This is a genomic window from Micromonospora sp. NPDC002717 (assembly GCF_040295705.1).
GTDB lineage: Bacteria > Actinomycetota > Actinomycetes > Mycobacteriales > Micromonosporaceae > Micromonospora.
Map to the genome: position 1 here is coordinate 152,134 of NZ_JBEOVW010000001.1, position 18,429 is coordinate 170,562.

Below are 18,429 nucleotides of genomic sequence, written 5' to 3' on the forward strand. Positions count from 1 at the left end.
CCGGCTGCGGACGCCGGGCGGGCCTCCCGCACGAGGGCGCGGCGGAAACCCGAAAGGCGCGCCATACGATGACGACATGGCGACGACAGGGGAGAACGGGAGCACCCGGAACTGGACGTTCCTCACGAACCACGGGCACGTGCTGCTCGCCATCGCCCGCAACCCCACCGCCCGGCTGCGCGACGTCGCGGACGAGGTGGGCGTCACCGAACGGGCCGCCCAGGCGATCGTCGCCGACCTGGAGGCCGGCGGCTACCTGAACCGCACCCGGGTGGGCCGGCGTAACGAGTACACGATCAACCCGGCCGGGCGGTTCCGGCACCCCGCCGAGGCCGACCGGCAGGTGGGTGACCTGCTCGCCCTCTTCACCGACATGACGCCCGAGAGCGCCGACCGCCCCTGACGCCGGAGGCGGCGGCCACCGCCGCCGACGCGCGACGGTAATCTCACCGCGTGCGCGAGAGTTTCCGACCGGGCGGGACCGAGCCGGCCCGCCGTCCTGGGCGCGGCGCCCGCGCCGTCCTCTGTGGAGCAGCCGCAGTCCTGCTCGGCACCGCCGTCGTCGCCCCGTCGCCCGCCGCAGCGGCGGTCCCCCGCTGCGGCCCTGCCGGCGAGGCCGCTCCCGCCGAGAAACCGTGGCCGATGCACCGGCTCGAACCGGAATCGGCCTGGCGGCTCTCCCGGGGCGCCGGCGTCACCGTCGCGGTCATCGACTCCGGCGTCTCGGCCAGCCACCCCGTCCTGCAGGGCCAGGTCAAAGTGGGCCGGGACTTCAACGGCCTGTCGCAGCAGCAGGGCCGCTGCGACCTGGCCGGGCATGGCACGATCATCGCCGGCATCATCGCCGGGCGGGACGACACCGGCGGGCCGTTCACCGGCATCGCGCCGCAGGCCAAGATCCTTCCGGTACGCGTCCTGCCCGACACCAAGACCAGGGTCGACGAGGAACTGCCCGGGCAGATCGCCGAGGCGATCGAGTGGTCGGTGCGAAACGGCGCCGACGTGATCAACCTGTCGCTGACGACCCTGGACACGGAGCGACTCAAGTCGGCCGTCGACTACGCCCTCGACGAGGGTGTCATCGTGGTGGCCGCCGCCGGCAACCGGCAGGAGAACCAGCAGGACCGTGCCAAGTTTCCGGCCGCGTACGAGGGCGTGATCGCGGTCGCCGGGGTGGACGAGCAGGGCGGGCACGTGGACAGCTCGGTGGCCCGGGACTACGTCTCCATCGCGGCGCCCGGGCTGAACATCCTCGGTCCCGCGCCCGGCGGCACGGGCTACCTGTTCCTGCCGCAGGGCGGCACCAGCTTCGCCGCCGCGTACGTCTCCGGGGTGGCCGCGCTGGTCCGGGCCGCCCACCCGAACCTCACTCCGGCCCAGGTGAAGGATCGGCTGATCCGGACGGCCGACAGCCCGCCGGAGGGGCGGAACGCCGAGGTCGGCCACGGCGTGGTGAACCCGTACCGGGCGGTGGCGACCCTGCTCGGCACCCGTACCGACCCGCCGGCCGGCGCGATGCCGCCGCCGCCCCCCACCACGGACCCGCTGGCCTGGCAGGGCACCGTCGCGGTGTGGGTCGCCGCCGTCGGCGCGCTCCTCGCCACGCTGCTGCTGGCCGTCAAGCCGATCCTGATCCGCGGCCGGCGCCGGGGCTGGCGCCCGGGCCGCCGCCCGGCCGGGCCCGACACCGCCCCCACCGCCTGACGCCGACACATCCGACGGCGGAAACGGGAGCGGGCGGAGTACCGGACCCGGCCGCGGCGGAGACGGCCCACGTCGCCGGTCGACGGCGCGGAGGATGCCGGACAGCGCCGAGCGCCGCCCACCACGTCAGGTGGACGGCGCTCGGCAGGACGATGTCAGCGCAGGATGCCGGGCGTGCCGCCGCCGTCCGCGCCCCAGACGTCCTCGTCCTCCTCCAGCCAGGTGTTGCGGGGAAGCTCCTCCTCGCCGTAGCCGGCGCCGCCGGCGCCACCCATCCCGGCGATGCCGGCGCCGCGTACGCCGGCACCCTTGGCGCCCGCGCGACCGCCACCACGGCCGGCGTTGCCGGCCGCGCCGCCGCCCATCATCGGCCCCATGCCGCCCGCGCCGAGCTTGCCGGCGCCGAGCTTGCCGCCCCGGCCGCCGCCCCTGTTGGCGCCGGCCGCGCCGCCGCCCATCATGGGCATCATGTTGGGGGTCACCGGGCGGCCGAGCGAGCCGCCGCCCGGGATCGGGCCCCCGCCGCCCAACCCACCACCGCCGCCGCCGCCCAACCCACCGGAGCCGAGACCCGACGTCCCCGGCAGCCCACCGCCGCCGAGGCCGGGCGTGGTCGGGGCGGCACCGGCCAGACCGCTGCCGTAGTCGTCGGGGAGGCTGTCGGTGCTCGGCGTGTAGCCGCCGCTCGGGTCGTAGCCGCCGCCGGTGAGGTCGGGGTGCGTGCTGGAGCCGATCCCCGTGTTCCCCGTGCCGGGCATGTCGGCCGAGTTGAGCGACGGCGTGCCGCCCATGCCCGGCATGCCGCCGGTGGAGGGCATCCCGCCCATGCCCGGCACCTTGCCGGTGCTGCCGGCGCCGGGGCCACCGCCGATGTTCGGGGTCTCGACCTCCGGGGTCTGGGTGCCGAGCGGGGTGGTCTGGCCGGGCGTGCCGGAGTCGATCGTCGTGTACTCGCCGCTGACCTGGTTGTAGACCTTGGCCGCGTCCTCGGACTTGTCGTTGATCCAGTCCGCGAGCGAGGTGAGCGGGTCGAGCAGGCCGAGGAAGTCGGGCTTGACCTTCATCTCGAAGAAGCCGGTGCTGATCACGAGGCGGCCGTTGCGCGCCTCCAGCACGTCGTTGACGCAACTCGCGGGGATGGGGAACTCGGCCTGCGCGGCGCTCAGCTTGTCGGCCGCGTCATTGAGCGACCGGACGATGCCGTTCTGGCTCTCGGCGTCCTCGACGATCCGGCCGGTGTCCTTCGCGATCTGCTTGATGTGGGTCTTGAAGGAGTCGTACGCCGGCCCCTTCCACACCTCACCCAGATCGGTGACGTTCTTCTCCAGGCTCTCCTTGACGGAGTTCAGGTTCTTCAGCAGTTGGTCCCAGCCCAGCGCGGCACTGGCGACGTCGCCCGGCCGGCCCGCAATGACGACCTGCTGGCACATCTCTTCCCAGCTCGGCATCCTGTCACCCTCCCCGTTCAGCCGTTGGATCCGCTGGTGGAGGCTTCGCTGAAGGCGCGCTCCATCTCGGCCGCGGACATGGCGTTGGCCTTCTCCGCCGTCTCGTAGTTCTCCTTGACCTCACGCAGCGCGTTCGCCGCCTTGTAGAGGTCCTGGGCGAGCTTGCGGACGTTCTGCTGCGTGGTGGTGAACAGGCTGGAGTGCTTGCGGGCAAGGTCCCCGGCCCGGTCGAATCCGCCGAGCGGGCTCGATCCACCGCCACCCACGGCATTCACGCCGGCGGCGCCCGTGGTGCCGCCCATCTTGTCCTGGATCTCGACCATCGTGTACGACTGCTTGTTCAGGAAGGAGGCGTGCGACTCGAGCCACTCGATGGCGCTGTCCAGGCTGGACGCGTCCCACTCGGTGTTGTCGCCGCTCTCGCCCGCCCCCGGCACCAGGCCGGAGGGCGTCTGCGCCCGGTTGACGTTGTCCATCGTGATGCCGCTGATGTGCACGGTGGGTGCCAGCGGGGTGATGGGCATGTAGGGGGTGTCCACCCGGATCTCGTCCGGCTGCTCCGTCCTGTCCACCCGTGGGCTCGTCCGGTCTTCCGTCATCGGTTCCTCCCCGTCGCCGACTGACAATCTGGCTTACTGCTGGTGCCCGCCGGGAGCCGGCGGAGGTGGCGGTGCCGCCGGTGCGGCACCCTGCGGCGGCCAGGCACCGCTCTGGGGCGCCGGCGGCGCGCCGTTCGGGTGGGGTCCGCCGGTGGGCGTCGGGCCGTAGCCGGGCGGGGGACCCGCCTGGGGCGGGACCGGTAGCCCCGTCGCCAGACCGCCGGGCGGCGGATAACCGGGCGGGCCGACCTGCGGGTTGGCGGGTGGCATCCCCGGTGCGCCGCCGAGCGGCGGGTAGCCGGGGGGCGGCGGGTAACCGGGCGGGCCCGCCTGTGGGCCGCCGGGCGGCGCGAACCCGGGCGGGCCCGGGGGCGTCGGCTTCCGCCGGGACCGGCGCACCAGCACGATCACGAGGATCAGCAGGGCGAGGGGAACAGCCAGGCAGAGCCCCGCCTGGATCAGCGCGCCGGTGCCCTTCTTCATGCTGATCGACACGGCCGGACCGTCGTCCTCCGCCGGGTCGGCCGCGCCCGGCGAGGGGCCGGCGGACGGGCCGGCGCCGGCGAGCAGCGGGTGCGCGTCCACCGCCGGCACGGAACGGGTCAGTGCGGCGAGCGGGTCGACCGCGCCGAAGCCGTACTGGCTGTCGCGGCCGGCCGGGCCCTTGTCGCGGGCGGTGCGGATCAGCCGGTTCACCACGTTGGCCGCGTCGAGGTCCGGGTACTTCGCGCGCACCAGCGCCGCCACGCCGGACATGATGGCGGCGGCGTCGCTGGTGCCGCTGCCGAGGCCGTAGCCGTTGGGCGAGACCGACGTTGGCCTGGGGGAAATGATCTTTTCCATCGGAGCGGCGAGCACGGCCTCCCGGCCGGTGACGCTCTCCCCGAAGAACTCGCCGTTCTTCCCCAGCCCGGTCACCGCGATGACGCCAGGGATGTTCGCCGGGCTGGTGACGATGCGGTCGTTCTGCTTCCGGTTGCCGGCGGAGGCGACCAGCACGACGTCCTTGTCCAAGGCGTACCGGACGGCCGCGATCAGGTCGGGCGGCGCTGCCGCGCCGGTGCCGACGGACATGCTGATCACGTCCGCGCCGGCGTCGGCCGCCCAGCGGATGCCCTCCGAGAGGTCACCCGAGTTGAATGAGTCGCCCATGGAGACGGGCAGGATCTTCGCCGCCGGGGCGATGCCCAGGTGACGCATGGCGCCACCACCCTTGGACGCGATGATCCCCGCCATCGCCGAGCCGTGGGCCAACCTGGCGTCGTCGTCGCGGCGGCCATCGGGGGCCGCACCGGCCGCCACACCCTTACCCGGCAGGACCTGGCCGCGCAGATCGGGCAGGTTCGCGTTGACGCCGGTGTCGATGACGGCGACGGTGACACCCTTGCCCTTGGTGATCTTGTGGGCCTGGGGGATCTTCAGCGAGTCGAGGTACCACTGGAGGTCACGAACGGTGTTGGCGCGTGCCGGATCGGGCGCGACCAGCGGGCCGGTCCCGGCGCCGACGGCCAACGCCACCGCGGCGACGGCCACCCTGAGCAACGGCCGTGAAGGCTTCCCCGTACGCATGAATCCCCCAGGACCTATCGGCGCACAACGCGTCGCGGCTCCGGCCCGGTCGAACCGGACCGGAGCCGCGTCGGCGTTTGCGTCAGTTCCACGCCTTGGCGTTGCTCATCTCGGTGCTGACGTAGTTCTCGCGGGCGATGCCCACCGCGCCACCGATCTCGTTCAGGATCTTGTTGATGTCCCGAACGGCGGCGTCCCACTGCGCCTGGTGCTGCTCGTACGCGGCACGGTCCTCACCGTCCCACTGGAGCTTCGACAGCATCGAACGCAGCGTGTCCAGCTTCTCGTCGATGGTCCGCGAGATGGCCTGCATCTGCTGGTTGCTGCTCTCGAGGACGGCGTAATCAACCTTGATGCTCATGAGTTCCTCCCCTGCTCGTGTCGGCGGATCACGGGTTGAGTGCAGAGTGGAACTTGTCCAGCATCTGCTGCTGCTCTTCGTCGTTGACCTGGTGCGTCGTACCCGACTTGTCGAGCAGGTCGGCGATGTTGTCCATCGCCGTCAGCAGCTTGGCCGTGTCCTCGTTCCAGCGCTGCATGAGCGACTGGAAGCCGGTGGACGCCTGACCCTTCCAGGCGATGGCCAGGTCGTCGACCACGTTCCACAGCTTCTTCAGCTCGCCGTCGACCTCGCTGCGCGTGGACCGCACGTCACTCGCGGCGGTATGTAGAGTCGCTGCTTCGACCTCGAACGCCATGCTTCACACCCTTCCGTCATCTTGTGGCGGCGCAAGTGCCGCGCCCCTCCCCCGCGGCAAGGCAATCACCCCACCGACGGACACTCCTGCGGAAGACCGTAGCGGACGTCGTCCAGTCCGCGCAGCCCTCCCCCGGGCGGCACCGACGGCCACCCGGAAACCCGCTCCCCCTTACGAGGAACGGAAGTACGAGCGGACGTGCAGCACCAGGCCCACCACGAACATGACGGCCAGCATCGATGCCAGCGCCCACTGCGTCGCGTCGTCCGCCAGGGTGCCGAGCGCGACCGCGAACGCAGCCACCCCGCTGAGCAGGACGATCTCCATCGCGCGCCTGGCAATCCGCGAACGGGACATCTGCGCGACCAGCCCGAGGACGAGGAACACCGGGATGGTCGCCAACGCGTACACGAACAAGCCTGTCTGCCACACGATGCCACCCACCTTCCGGCCTGACACTCAGGCCGTGTAAAACCCCGAATCCTGCACCCAGTCGATCTTGATGTCCTTGATGTCGGGGTCGGGCCCCGTCGCGAAGCCCGGCTTGGACTCGGCGGTGAACTGGTGCACGTCGGCGCCGCGGAACGAGCTCGTGATGGTGGAGAACAACGACCCGATGTCCTGGAAGACGAGTGCGATGATGGCCAGGCTGGCGGTGAGGCCCGCCACTCCGATCGCGTTCGCCAGCGGAACGGTCGCCGGGAACGCCTGGAGGGCCACGGCCGCGATGACCGCGATCAGGATCGTCCACAGCACCTGACACAGCGCGTCGATCACGGCGTTGTAGTGCTCCTGGATGCCCTGCAACGCATCCTTGTTGGCGGTCAGCGCCGTGGCGAGCGCCGCGACCTCCATGTTGAGCTGCTGCACGAACTTGTCGAACGCCTCGCGGTCCTCGAAGTTCCACTCCTTGTCGGACGGCGGCACGCTCTCCATCGCCTTGCCGAACTGGTCGCCGCCGAGATAGGCGGCCGCTTCCTCCCAGTTCTTGACGGCCTTGGAGATCTCTTCGTTGTCGAAGGACTCCAGGTGGATGAGGGCGGCGATGACCACACCCGCACCGACCAACCAGACCCAGTTGGCCCGCGCGGCTCCGGCCAGCGTACGGACCGGCGCGGTCTGCGCGGCGACGCTGTGCGTCCCCACCACCGAGCCCGAGGAATTGGCGATCAGGATCTCCGGCATCAGCGCCTCCCTGCGTCCTGTGCCCGCGCGATCACTTGACCACCCAGGGCTGGTCCGACTTCTCCCAGTTGCTTGCGGTCTTCTCGAGGTTGTCGGCGGCCTTCTGGAGGTGCTCGACGCCCTTGCTCAGGTTGTCGACGTGCTCGTCGATCACCGCGTTGTGCCGGTTGACGGCACCGATGCCCAGGATGGTCATGGACAGGCTGGAGAGCTTGACCTCGTCCAGCTTCTCCTTCGCGTTCCGCAGGAAGGCCTTCGGGCCGTCCTCGGCGGCGAGCTTCTTCGCGGCACCCTTGATCGCGCCGACATCGACCGTGTTCGCCACTGTCCTCCCCTTCCCCGTCAGCCGCGCAGCCGGCGCATCGGGTCGTTGATGTCGACCCCGAAGTGGCGGAACCACTCCTCCGGGGTCACCTTCCCGGCCTCGGCCCGCCGGACCAGGTCCGCGCCGCCGACCATCTCCTCCACCAGCTCGCGCTGCCGCTCGGCGTGCGCGGCGTAGGCGGCGTCGATCGCGGCCTGGAGCGACTCGACCAGGCCGAAGCTGTCCAGCCGCATGGCCCGGGGGTTGAGCTGGATGTCGCCGACCTTCATGTCGCCGTCGACGGTGACCTGGACCAGGCCGTCCGGGCTCTCCCCGGTGACCCGCAGCTCGGCGCGCTGCTGCTGGAAGTCCGCCAGCCGACGCTGCTGCTCCTGCGCCTGCCGCAGGAGCCCCTCGAGACCGGCCGCTCCCGCGCCGGGCGTCCACGATGTACTCAACACGGTCCTCTCGTCGGCTGCGACGCTCGTGCCGCAGGTTACCGGATGCGGTCATTCCCGGCCGGCCCCGCAGCCGGCCGGCTCGTCAGCTGGGCTCCGACCAGGCGGTCTGGATGAGCTGCTGGCCGTCCCGACGGCGCACCAGGGTGCCCCGGCCCGGCGGCTGCGGGCTCGGCCGCAACGTGCCGAAGACCGCGCCCTCCTCCCGGTTGCCGGACATCAGCAGGCCGGGCTGGTCCAGCTCGCGCAGGCGCTGGAGAACCGGCTCGTAGAGGGCCCGGGCGACGCCACCCACCCGTCGGGTGATGATCAGGTGCAGGCCGATGTCGCGGGCCTGGGGCAGCAGCTCGTGCAGGGCGCTGAGCGGGTTGTTGCCGCCCGAGGCGACCAGGTCGTAGTCGTCGACCAGGATGTAGAGGTCCGGCCCCTTCCACCAGCTCCGGTCGCGCAGCTGCGCGGTGGTGACGTCCGGGCCGGGCAGCCGGTTGGACAGCGCGCTGCGGATCGAGCCGAGCCCCTGCGCGAACACCTGGTTCGAGGGCGCGTAGTCGAGCAGGTGGTCCCCCTCGACGGCACCGAGCAGGCCACGCCGGTAGTCGGCGATGACCAGCCGGGCCTGCGCCGGCGTGTACCGCTCGGTGATGCCCCGCGCGATGAGCCGCAGCACGTTGGTCTTGCCGCACTCGGCGTCGCCGAAGACCGTCAGGTGCGGCTCGTTGACGAGGTCGAGGTAGACCGGGGCCAGCGCCGACTCGTTGACGCCGATGGGCAGGCCCGGCGCCGACCGGTCGACGACCCGGGCCAGCTCGCTGACGGGCAGCTTGCGCGGCAGCAGCCGCACCCTCGGGGCCGGCCGGCCGGGCCAGGCCGACGCGACCTGCTTGGACAGCGCGACGGACGCCTCGGTCAGGTCGTCGATGTCGCGGCGCCCGTCGATCCGGGAGATGGCGGTGAGGAAGTGCAGCTTGTCGCGGGTCAGGCCGCGCCCGGGCGAGCCGGTCGGGACGTTCGCCGCCGCCCGCCGGTCGATCTCCGACTCGTTCGGGTCACCGAGGCGCAGCTCCAGCTTCGTGCCGAGCAGGTCCCGCATGTTGATCCGGATCTCCGCCCACCGCACGGCCGTCAGCACCACGTGCACGCCGAAGCCCAGGCCCCGGTTGGCGAGGGTCGTGATGGTCTGCTCCAGCTCCTCGTACTCCTGGCGCAGCGTGTTCCAGCCGTCCACGACGAGGAAGACGTCACCGAACGGGTCGTCGGCGAACTCGCCGGCCGCCCGGCGGCGGCGGTAGCTGGCCACCGAGTCGATGCCGTGCTGGGCGAACCGGGCCTCGCGCTCGTCGAGGACGGCCACCACCTCGGCCACGGTACGGCGCACCGCCTCGGTGTCCCGCCGCCCGGCCACGCCGGCCATGTGCGGCAGCCCGTCCAGGCTGCGCAGCGCGCCACCACCGAAGTCGAGGCAGAAGAACTGCACCTCGCGCGGGGTGTGGGTGAGCGCGAGCGACGCGAGCATGGAGCGCAGCATGGTGCTCTTGCCGCTCAGCGAGGCGCCGACGATCACCACGTTGCCGCCCGCGCCGGACAGGTTGACCAACATCGGGTCACGGCGCTGCTCGTACGGCCGGTCCACGATGCCGATCGGAGCGGCGAGCTGCCCGCGACCGCGCCACGAGGCGGTGCAGAGGCCGTACTTCGGGTCGGCGGTCAGCGGCGGAAGCAGCTCGCCCAGCCCCGGCGGCTCGGCCAGCGGCGGCAGCCAGACCTGGTGCGCGGGGCGGCCCCGCCCCTTGAGCCGGTCGATCAGCACGTCGAGCATCGCCACGGCCTTGCCCTCGCCGGTCTGCTCCGGCTCGGGCTCGGTCGGCGCCGGCAGGGTCGGGTTCTGCACCGGCACGAAGTCCACCCCGTACCGGACGATCCGGCGCTGCACCATCGCCCGCGACGACGCGACGGCCTGCCCCGGCGCCCGGTACGGCCCGGACACGTACGCGGCCCGGAACCGCAGCATGGTGCTGGTGTCGGTCTTCAGGTAGCCGTGGCCGGGCGCGCTGGGCAGCTCGTACGCGTCGGGCACGCCGAGCACGATCCGGCTCTCCACCGCCGAGAAGGTCCGCAGACCGATCCGGTACGACAGGTGGGTGTCCAGGCCGCGCAGCTTGCCCTCCTCCAGCCGCTGGCTGGCCAGCAGCAGGTGCACGCCGAGCGACCGGCCGAGCCGGCCGATCATCACGAAGAGATCGATGAAGTCGGGCTTGGCGGCGAGCATCTCGCTGAACTCGTCACAGATGATCAGCAGGCTGGGCATCGGATCCAGCGGTTCGCCGGCCGCCCGGGCCTTCTCGTAGTCGTAGCGCGAGACGTAGTTGCCGGCGGCCCGCAACACCTCCTGGCGGCGGTTCATCTCGCCGGCCAGCGCGTCCCGCATCCGGTCGACCAGCGGCAGTTCGTCCGCCAGGTTGGTGATCACCGCGCTGGTGTGCGGCAGCGCCTCCAGCGAGGCGAAGGTGGCACCACCCTTGAAGTCCACCAGGACGAAGTTCAGTTCCTCGGAGGAGTGCGTCACGGCCAGCGCGCCGACGATCGTCCGCAGCAGCTCGCTCTTGCCGGAACCGGTCGCGCCGATCACCAGGCCGTGCGGGCCCATGCCCTCGTGCGCGGACTCCTTGAAGTCCAGCTCGACCACGTTGCCGTCGGGCCCGACGCCCAGCGGGATCCGCAGCCGGTCCCGTTGGCTGCGCGGACGCCAGGTCTGCTGCACGTCGACCGCGGCGGCGTCGCCGACACCGAGCAGGTCGGGCAGCTCCATGCTGCGCGCCAGCGGCTCGTCCGACGTGGTCTGCTGCTGCGAGAGCCGGTACGGGGCGATCTGCCGGGCCAGTCCCTCGGCGGCGGCCTCGCCGAGCCGGTCCGGCGTGCCGAGGCGGGACGAGGACGTGCCGCGCACCAGGTCGAGGGAGGTGCCGTCGCCCACGTCGAGGCAGAGCAGCCAGCGGCCCGCGTCCCGGGGCACGGTGCCGGAGAGGTCGATCACGGTCGCGCCGAGCAGGCCCGGCCCCATGAGCTGGCAGGTCGCCGAGACCTCACCGCCGTCGATCACCACCACGAGGTGCGCCGCGGTGGTCAGCGGCTTCGCCTCGGGGGCGAACCGGGGCCGGCCGGCCAGGTCGCCGGCGAGCGCCTCCTCGGCCTCGGCGAGGCTGGCGAAGACCATCCGGCGGGCGCCCGCCGCGTCCGTCCGGGCGCTGTGGTGGTTGTGCGGCAGCCACTTGACCCAGTCCCAGGACGGCTGCCGGTCCGGGGCGGCCACGATCGCGATGACCAGGTCGTCCGGGGCGTGGAAGGTGGCCAGCTGGCCCAGGGCGGCCCGGGTCAGGTCGAGCACCGGCACCCGGTCGCCGCGCAGCACCACCCGGCTGAACGCCCGCACCGAGAGCGCGGTCGGCAGGTCCGGCACGGTCGAGTGGGCGCGGACGAAGCGGCGCAGCGCGATGGCGCTCATCGGCTCCAGGTCCTCGACCGGCTTGGTCTCCGGCGGAACGATCTCCACGGCGAGGCGCTGCGGGCCGGTGGCGATCCGGGTCTCGCCGAAGTCGTCCTCGGTGATCCGGCGCTCCCACAGGCGGCGGGAGGCGGCGATCGACCAGAGCGCGTCCGGCTCCGGGTGCCGCCAGGCCATCGCCGCCCGCTGCTGCTCGGCCGCGCGCCGGGTGCGCTTGCGCATCTGCGCCAGGTAGCGCATGTAGTCGCGCCGCTCGGCGTTCAGCTCGGCCTTGTCGTCGTTGCCGTGGCTGAGCGACCCGATCGCCATGCCCAGCATCGAGACGCCGAAGAGGCCACCGGCGATGTACGTCATCGTGCCGCCGCCCCGGCCCGCGTAGAGGAACGCCATCGCGCCCACGCCGCAGACCATGGGCAGGATCATCAGCAGCTGCCCCATCCCGCGTGGGGTCGGTTCGGGCAGCTCCGGAGGCGATTCCAGCACCACCTCGCCTCGCGGCAGCGCAGGCCCCGGCTGACGCGGGAGCCGGCGGAACACCACCGTGCTCACGGCTGTCTCCTCCCCAGAAGCGGCCCTGATGAAGTTTTGTGCGGGACCGGAGTCGTCGGGTGGGCATCGTACGTGCCCGCCATCGTAGGTAATCTCCCGTGGGCGTCAGGAACCCATGCGTCGGTACCGCCGGCCAGGGGCGATCGTAGAAGAGCGCGAGGAGGCCATGTGGCGACGAAGACGGCGACCGGCGGCCTGAGCCGGATCACCATCGTGGCGCCCCGTACCCGGATGGACCTCGCACTACCGTCGGACGTACCGCTCGCCGACCTGCTGCCCACCCTGCTGCGCTACGCGGGTGAGGACCTAGCCGACGAGGGCGTCCGGCACGGCGGCTGGAGCCTGGCCCGGCTCGGCGGGCAGCCGCTGGACGGCGGTCGCACCCCGGCCCAGCTCGGCATCCGCGACGGCGAGGTGCTCTACTTCAACCCGCGGTCCGCCTCCGCACCGGAGATCGTCTTCGACGACGTCGTCGACGCGGTGGCCACCGCCACCAACCAGCGCCCGGGCGCGTGGCAGGTCGGCACCACCCGGTCCTTCGCGGTGCTGTTCGCCGCGGCGGCGCTCGGCGCCGGCGCGGTGGCGGCGCTCTTCACCGGGCCGCCGCACCTCCCGGGCGCGCTGGCCGCGCTGGTCGTCGCGGTCGCCCTGGTGGTCACCGCCGCCGTGCTGTCCCGGGCTGCCGCCGACAGCGCCACCGGGTCGGTGCTCGGGGTCGTCGGCCTGACGTACGCGGGCGTCGGCGGCCTGCTGCTGCTCGCCGGCGACCGCCCGTTGACGGAGCTGGCCGCCCCGCACGTGCTCCTCGCCGCCACGGCGGTGGTGCTCTGCGCCGCGGTGGCCGCGCTGGCCGTCGGCGACCGGCTCCCGCTGTTCTTCGGCGCGGTCGGGGTCGGCGCCGCCACGGGCATCGGCGCGCTGCTCAGCCTCGCGTTCGAGAAGGTCGACGCGCCGGAAGCCGCCGCGGTCGTCGCGGCGATCGCATTCGGCGCGGTGCCGGCCCTGCCGATGGCGGCCTACCGGCTGGCCCGGCTGCCCGTCCCGTCCATCCCGACCGGCCCCGACGACCTGAAGTCCGACACCGAGTCGGTGGACGGCCGGCGGGTGCTCCAGCTCAGCGAGCGGGCCGACGAGTTCCTCACCGGCCTGCTCTGGACGGTGTCGCTGCTGGTGCTCGGCGCCCAGGTGATCCTCGCGTTCGACGGCCGGCTCGCCGCGGTGCTGCTCTGCCTCGTGCTGGCCCTGCTGTCGCTGCTGCGCGCGCGGCCGTTCCTCGGCCGCGCCCAGCGCACCCCGGTGCTGTTCGCCGGCACCGCGGGCCTCGGCCTGACCGCCGCGGCCACGTTCGGCAACGGCTCGACGGGCACCCGCCTCGGCCTGGTCCTCGGCGGCCTGGTGCTCGCGGCCGTGGTGAGCCTCATCTACGGGCTCACCGTGGCCGGCAAGCGGATCTCTCCGGTCTGGGGCCGGCTGCTCGACATCGTGGAGATCCTGCTGATCATCGCGCTGGTGCCGCTGGCCGTCTGGGTCGTCGGCCTCTACGGCTGGATCGTCAACCTCCGCCCCTGAGCCCCTGCAACACCCGCGGAGCCAACCTCCTCGTCGACGGCCCCGACCCTTCGCCCTGGCCCCACCCCGGCCGGGCTCGCCCCTGGCCCGCCGGGCCGGCTCACCGGCCCGTGACGAGCGCCGGGCAGGCGTGGCCGGCCGGGCCGTCAGGCGGCCGGGTCGAGGGTGGTGACGACGGTGGCGACCGGGGCGGTGGCGTAGACGCCGGGGCCGTGCTGGCCGTCCACCGGGCGGGTCGGCGCGCCGGCGCGGCGCGCCACCTCCCGCACCGCCTTGACCAGCGCCTCCACGTGGTTGTCCAGCGCCGCCACGCGGAGCAGGGGCGGGGCGACCCGCCCGCCCGGCAGCACCACGGCGGCCAGCGTGTGCGACGGGGCGGACGTCGCCGTCACCGCGTCCACCAGCGGGCCGAACGGTGCATCGCCCCGGGGCCGCAGCGCCAGGCAGCGTTGCGTCCAGCCGCCGCCGCGCAGCCCGGTCCAGGTCTCCGCCTGCGGGGTGGGTGCCAGGTCCAGCCCGGCTCCCGAGACGACCGCCGCGCGCAGCTCGTCACGGCCGAGCGGCCGGTGGACGAGCCCGGCCGCGGTCAGCGCCTTGCCCAGCCGCCCGATCCCGGCAGCCAGCGTGCGGTGCACCCCCGGCATCCCGCCACCCCGGGTGACCGTCTCGACGCGGGCGTCCCGCACGGAGAGCCGCAGCGCCACCCAGACCGTCCGGTGGGCCGCCGGCGGCGCCCCCGGCGCCGGGTACCAGACCAGGGTGTGCGAGACCACCTGGGCCCGGGTGACCGGGCCGGTGAAGTCGGCGAGCACGCGCAGCGCCCGGTCCACGACACCCGCCTCGACCGAGCCGGCGGGAGCCCCCGCGCGGCCCTGCACCGCCACCGCGGCGAACCAGCCCTGCGCGTCCTGTCCGATGCCGAGCCGGGTCCCCCGGTCAGTGAGTTCTATCACACTCAGCTCGGGGGCCAGCGCCGCCAGCCGTGGATCCGCCGCGCGGCCGGCCGTGACCGTGCTCCTGGCGGCCTCCCGGCGCCGGCCCAGCCGCCGGCGCAGCAGCAGGTCCTCGTACCACCAGCGGCCACCCCGGCGGGCGAAGGCCGCGATCACGACCACCACCGACAGCAACGCCACGGTGCCGGCGAGCCAGGGCGGCCCGCCCAGCGCCGCCCAGACGGCCAGGGCGCAGAGTTCCAGCAGCACGAGCTGGCCCACGGCCACCGGCCCGATGCGACCGCGGTCGCGCCGGTCGGCCGGGATCACCGGCCGCTGGGCGACGCCGGACGGCTGTGGTGCCGGACGACCGGGTGGCGCCTGAACCTGCGTCATCGCTGACAGTCCTCTCTGGACGGCGGAGCGTCCGCCGGTTCGGGTCGGGCGCTGGTCCCGGTGACCCGTCGACGGCCCCTTATCGTAGGGAAGCCCGCGACACCGACTCGGACCTGCTCGTCGCGGACCCACCCCCGCCGGAGGTAAGTCATGCGGACCCGCCGCGATCAGGTGCAGGCGTACCGCTTCGTCACCCGCCGGATCGTCTCGGCGCTTTTGTCGGGCGACCCGGAGACCAGCAACCTGCCGATGCGGCGGCTCGGCATGGCGGTCTTCGGCAGCGTGATCGCCGCTGCGGTGGTGCTCGGCGGCGTCGGCGCGTACGGGCAGTTCACCGGCAACACGGCGCCGCTGGAGCCGAACACCCTGGTGATCGAGCGGGAGACCGGGGCGACGTACGTGTTCGTGGACGGGCAACTGCACCCCACGCTCAACTACACCTCGGCCCGTCTGATCATCAACGAGCCGGCCCCGCAGGTGCGCACGATGTCCCAGGCGTCGATCCGCGAGCGGCCCCGCGGCCGTACGGTCGGCATCGTCGGCGCCCCGGACGCGCTGCCGGACCGGAAGTCGCTGACCGGCCTGCCCTGGTCCGTGTGCGACGTGCCCGACCCGGCCGACCCCCGCCGTTCCGGCAGCACCCAGGTCGTGATCAACCGTCCGCTCCCCGGCGGGGTGCCGCTCGGCGACCGCGCGGTGCTGGTGGAGGTGGACGGCCAGCGGCACCTGCTCACCGGGAACGCCCGGTTGCAGGTGACGGGCGGCGACTCCGCGCTTGCCGCGCTGCGGATGGCCAACGCGCCCCGTCTCCCCGTGGGCCAGCAGCTGCTCAACGCCGTGCCGGCCGGGCCGATCCTGCGCAAGCCCGCCATCGCGGGCGCGGACGAGGCCAGCACCCGGACCGAGCGCCCGGCCAGGGTGGGCCAGGTGTTCCGGGCGGCGGGGCAGCACTACGTGCTCACCCGGGAGGGCCTCAGCGCGATCGGCGAACTCAGCGCGCTGCTGCTGCTGCGCGACGGCGGCGAGGTCACCGACATCACCCCCGCGCAGGCCGGCAAGCTGCTGACCGACCAGCGGGTGGAGGAGTCGGGGATGCCGCAGGCCCTGCCCACGCTGCACCAGGTCACTGTGGGCCGGACGGCGATCTGCGCGACCTTCCGGGAGGGGGTCAACGGCGGTCCGCCCACCACCACGCTGGAGGTCTTCGACCGCGCGCCGCAGGAGCTGGTCGCAGCCGTTCCGGTGCGGCAGACCGGGCGCGACGGCGTGCGTACCGCCGAGGCCGTGCTGCTGCCCGGCGGCAAGGGCGTGCTCGTGCAGGCCGCTCCAGGGTCCGGCGAGAGCGGCACGCCCGCCGCCGGCGCCACCGTCTACCTGATCAGCGCCCAGGGGGTCCGCTACCCGCTCGGCATCGGCGCCATGAGCGCGCTCGGCTACGAGGGGCACAAGCCGCTGGCCGTACCCGCGTCGCTGCTGGCCCTCGTGCCCACCGGGCCGACCCTGTCGCGGGACGGCGCGCTCGCCCACTTCTCGCCCGGCACCGCGCCGTCGGCCAGGCCGGCGGCCTCCTCGGGCGGGGCGGCGAAGCCGTCGGACAGCCCGACGTCGAGCCCGTCGGGCGGGTCGGCGGAGCCGTCCGGGAGGCCGTCGTCGGGCGGGTCCACGGAGCCGTCAGGCGGGCCGTCGTCGGGGGCGCCGGCCTCGCCCGACCCGGCCGCCTCCTCGCCGGGCGCGGGCAACTGAGCCCGGACGCGACGGATCGGTACACCCGGCGGGTCGCCCGACTCGCATCGGTCGACTAACCTGTGCGTGCCAACGGTTTATCGACGATGACGTACGGGGATGCTGCCATGACGGGGCGCACGACAGTCGACCTGATGTCCCTGGAGGACTTCCAGCAGAAGTTGGCCACCCGGCTGACCGAAGCGGAGAAGGCGTTGCGGAAGCTGCGCACCGAGATGCAGTGCCGGCCGCCGGCGCTGGGCTCGTTCGCCGACGCGACCGAGAACGCCCGTCGCTATTCCGAGATCTACCAGTCCTACGTGGACCAGGTCGATCGGCTGCGCGAGGCGGTGAAGGCGTCCCAGAGCGCGACCGCGACGATCCTGTCCAACTACCGCACCACCGAGGAGCGCAACGCGGCCAACGCCGCCGACATCGAGGCCGCGCTGGCCGGGGTCGACGACGCGCTGAAGCGGGAGGGGGAGCCGCGTGTCTGAGTACACCCAGCGCTACCAGCACGTCAGCCACCAGCAGCTCTACGACGGTGTGATGGCCGGCCAGCCGGGCCAGATCGACGGCATCGCCGCCCAGTGGACGTCCCTCAAGGGCATCCTCGACGGGCTCGTCAAGGAACTCGACGGCGACCTCGACAAGCTGGCCAACACGTGGACGGGTTCGGCCTCGCAGGAGTTCCAGCGCCGGCTCGCCCTGGTCAGCGACTACGCCGGCAAGCTCGGCGAGGGCATGGCCGACGTCAGCCGGGGGCTGACGCTGATGGCCGCCGACCTGCGCACCGCCCGCGAGCAGGCGGAGAGCCCGGCCGAGACCGACGACCACGACAAGGCGCTCTCCGGCGCGGCCAAGGGCGCCGTCTTCGGCGTGCCGGGCGTCCTGGTCGGCGGGCTGCTCGGCCACCAGCAGGACAAGGCCGAGCAGGAGAAGGCGCACCAGCGCATGGTCAAGGTGGTGGCCGAACTGGCCGCCGGCTACGACCTGTCGGCGTACGGTCGCCTGGTCCCGCCGCCCCCGCCGGACCCGGACATCCCCGGTACCACCCAGAACAACTCCGTCACGGTCCCGCGCCTCGGCCCGGGTTCCACCACGCCGACGGCCGCGCCGACCAGCAGCGGTCTCGCGGGGCAGCCGGGCGGCGCCACCATCGCGGCCCCCGACCGGCCGTCCTCCGGGCCGGAGACCGGCTCCGGCCAGGGCTCCCCGGCGCCGGGCGGCAGCGGGCAGCCGGGCACCGGCACGACCGGCGGCGTGCCGGGCGGCGTCGGTGCCGGCACCTCCCTCGCCGGGGCCGCGCTGCTGACCGGCGCGACGGCCGGCACGACCGGCCTGACCGGGCCGGGCGGCACCGCGACGGCCTCGGCCAACCCCGGCCTGAACTTCGGCCCCCAGGGCGGCACGCCGGCCGGCGGTCTGGTCGGCACCGGCGCCCTCGCCGGGTCGAGCACCGCGCCGAGCACGGCGGCCCGGCCCGCAGGCGGCACCCCCGCGGCGGAAAACCGAGCGGCCACCGGGATGGGGCGGCGCTTCGACGCCTCGCGTCAGGGCACGGCCGGTGCCGGCAACCAGGCAGCCACCGGGGCGGGACGGCCGGGCGCGGGCCGGGCCGCGAACCGGCCCGGCATCCTGGGTGCCCGCCAGGGGCAGCACGACGACGACACCGCCGACGGCCGGCTGACCTGGCTGACCGAGGACGACATGGTCTGGCGGGACGGCGCGGACGCCGCGCCGCCGGTGCTCGGCACCGACGGCTGACAGCACGACGACGGCCCATCCGGCGGGAGG

Annotated in this window: 17 protein-coding genes; 6 read left to right on the top strand and 11 right to left on the bottom strand. The window is 73.6% G+C overall.

Translation table 11 applies throughout. The features are described 5' to 3' along the window. The first annotated feature begins 76 nt into the window (after positions 1–76). A complete protein-coding gene (locus ABT006_RS00780) occupies positions 77–403 on the top strand; it encodes a helix-turn-helix transcriptional regulator (RefSeq protein ID WP_350701637.1) in 327 nt (108 codons plus the stop codon). Positions 404–453: 50 nt separating this feature from the next. Then, positions 454–1,704, top strand: coding sequence for a type VII secretion-associated serine protease mycosin (gene mycP / locus ABT006_RS00785; protein ID WP_350701639.1), 1,251 nt, complete (start codon positions 454–456; stop codon positions 1,702–1,704). A 155-nt stretch (positions 1,705–1,859) separates the two neighbouring features. Here mycP and ABT006_RS00790 read toward each other — a convergent pair whose 3' ends face one another. From ABT006_RS00790 to eccCa, 10 genes are all read right to left on the bottom strand, one after another. Further along, a complete protein-coding gene (locus ABT006_RS00790; RefSeq protein WP_350701641.1) occupies positions 1,860–3,152 on the bottom strand; it encodes a WXG100 family type VII secretion target in 1,293 nt (430 codons plus the stop codon). A gap of 17 nt (positions 3,153–3,169) precedes the next feature. Continuing rightward, entirely contained in the window at positions 3,170–3,751 is a 582-nt protein-coding gene (locus ABT006_RS00795; protein WP_350701643.1) for a hypothetical protein, read from the bottom strand. Between the two features lie 33 nt (positions 3,752–3,784). Then, the gene (locus tag ABT006_RS00800; protein WP_350702657.1) at positions 3,785–5,284 is read right to left on the bottom strand and encodes a S8 family serine peptidase; all 1,500 of its coding nucleotides are present in this window, start codon (positions 5,282–5,284) and stop codon (positions 3,785–3,787) included. Between the two features lie 118 nt (positions 5,285–5,402). Continuing rightward, entirely contained in the window at positions 5,403–5,681 is a 279-nt protein-coding gene (locus ABT006_RS00805; protein ID WP_350701645.1) for a WXG100 family type VII secretion target, read from the bottom strand. 28 nt (positions 5,682–5,709) lie between these two features. Continuing rightward, positions 5,710–6,018, bottom strand: coding sequence for a WXG100 family type VII secretion target (locus ABT006_RS00810; RefSeq protein WP_091592956.1), 309 nt, complete (start codon positions 6,016–6,018; stop codon positions 5,710–5,712). 171 nt (positions 6,019–6,189) lie between these two features. Continuing rightward, the gene (locus tag ABT006_RS00815) at positions 6,190–6,450 is read right to left on the bottom strand and encodes a hypothetical protein (RefSeq protein WP_350701647.1); all 261 of its coding nucleotides are present in this window, start codon (positions 6,448–6,450) and stop codon (positions 6,190–6,192) included. A gap of 27 nt (positions 6,451–6,477) precedes the next feature. After that, positions 6,478–7,203 carry a hypothetical protein gene (locus ABT006_RS00820; RefSeq protein ID WP_350701649.1) on the bottom strand — a complete coding sequence of 242 codons (726 nt, stop codon included), beginning with the start codon at positions 7,201–7,203 and terminating at the stop codon, positions 6,478–6,480. A 31-nt stretch (positions 7,204–7,234) separates the two neighbouring features. Further along, positions 7,235–7,528: a hypothetical protein gene (locus ABT006_RS00825; RefSeq protein WP_350701650.1), complete on the bottom strand. Its 294-nt coding sequence runs from the start codon at positions 7,526–7,528 to the stop codon at positions 7,235–7,237. Between the two features lie 17 nt (positions 7,529–7,545). After that, a complete protein-coding gene (locus tag ABT006_RS00830; RefSeq protein WP_350701651.1) occupies positions 7,546–7,968 on the bottom strand; it encodes a YbaB/EbfC family nucleoid-associated protein in 423 nt (140 codons plus the stop codon). 82 nt (positions 7,969–8,050) lie between these two features. Beyond that, a complete protein-coding gene (gene eccCa, locus ABT006_RS00835) occupies positions 8,051–12,013 on the bottom strand; it encodes a type VII secretion protein EccCa (RefSeq protein WP_350701653.1) in 3,963 nt (1,320 codons plus the stop codon). 168 nt (positions 12,014–12,181) lie between these two features. On the opposite strand from eccCa, the gene eccD reads away from it, so the two are divergent. Beyond that, positions 12,182–13,582, top strand: coding sequence for a type VII secretion integral membrane protein EccD (eccD, locus tag ABT006_RS00840; RefSeq protein WP_350701655.1), 1,401 nt, complete (start codon positions 12,182–12,184; stop codon positions 13,580–13,582). A 146-nt stretch (positions 13,583–13,728) separates the two neighbouring features. On the opposite strand, the gene ABT006_RS00845 is transcribed toward eccD, so the two are convergent. Continuing rightward, positions 13,729–14,910 carry a type VII secretion protein EccE gene (locus tag ABT006_RS00845; RefSeq protein WP_350701657.1) on the bottom strand — a complete coding sequence of 394 codons (1,182 nt, stop codon included), beginning with the start codon at positions 14,908–14,910 and terminating at the stop codon, positions 13,729–13,731. 150 nt (positions 14,911–15,060) lie between these two features. Here ABT006_RS00845 and eccB point away from each other — a divergent pair, with 150 nt between their 5' ends. The 3 genes from eccB (at position 15,061) to ABT006_RS00860 (ending at position 18,399) form a co-directional block, all read left to right on the top strand. Continuing rightward, entirely contained in the window at positions 15,061–16,653 is a 1,593-nt protein-coding gene (gene eccB, locus ABT006_RS00850; protein WP_350701659.1) for a type VII secretion protein EccB, read from the top strand. 107 nt (positions 16,654–16,760) lie between these two features. Continuing rightward, positions 16,761–17,129 (top strand): hypothetical protein, encoded by a 369-nt coding sequence (locus ABT006_RS00855; RefSeq protein WP_350701661.1) that lies wholly within the window; start codon positions 16,761–16,763, stop codon positions 17,127–17,129. After that, positions 17,122–18,399 (top strand): WXG100 family type VII secretion target, encoded by a 1,278-nt coding sequence (locus ABT006_RS00860; RefSeq protein ID WP_350701662.1) that lies wholly within the window; start codon positions 17,122–17,124, stop codon positions 18,397–18,399. The genes ABT006_RS00855 and ABT006_RS00860 overlap by 8 nt, the downstream gene beginning before the upstream one ends. Positions 18,400–18,429 lie beyond the last annotated feature (30 nt).

What these genes read in the sequence shown, in the direction of transcription:
- ABT006_RS00780 (WP_350701637.1), top strand. Translation starts at nt 77, where the DNA reads ATGGCGACGACAGGGGAGAACGGGAGCACCCGGAACTGGACGTTCCTC.
- ABT006_RS00790 (WP_350701641.1), bottom strand. Translation starts at nt 3,152, where the DNA reads ATGCCGAGCTGGGAAGAGATGTGCCAGCAGGTCGTCATTGCGGGCCGG.
- ABT006_RS00795 (WP_350701643.1), bottom strand. Translation starts at nt 3,751, where the DNA reads ATGACGGAAGACCGGACGAGCCCACGGGTGGACAGGACGGAGCAGCCG.
- ABT006_RS00805 (WP_350701645.1), bottom strand. Translation starts at nt 5,681, where the DNA reads ATGAGCATCAAGGTTGATTACGCCGTCCTCGAGAGCAGCAACCAGCAG.
- ABT006_RS00810 (WP_091592956.1), bottom strand. Translation starts at nt 6,018, where the DNA reads ATGGCGTTCGAGGTCGAAGCAGCGACTCTACATACCGCCGCGAGTGAC.
- ABT006_RS00820 (WP_350701649.1), bottom strand. Translation starts at nt 7,203, where the DNA reads ATGCCGGAGATCCTGATCGCCAATTCCTCGGGCTCGGTGGTGGGGACG.
- ABT006_RS00845 (WP_350701657.1), bottom strand. Translation starts at nt 14,910, where the DNA reads ATGACGCAGGTTCAGGCGCCACCCGGTCGTCCGGCACCACAGCCGTCC.
- eccB (WP_350701659.1), top strand. Translation starts at nt 15,061, where the DNA reads ATGCGGACCCGCCGCGATCAGGTGCAGGCGTACCGCTTCGTCACCCGC.
- ABT006_RS00855 (WP_350701661.1), top strand. Translation starts at nt 16,761, where the DNA reads ATGACGGGGCGCACGACAGTCGACCTGATGTCCCTGGAGGACTTCCAG.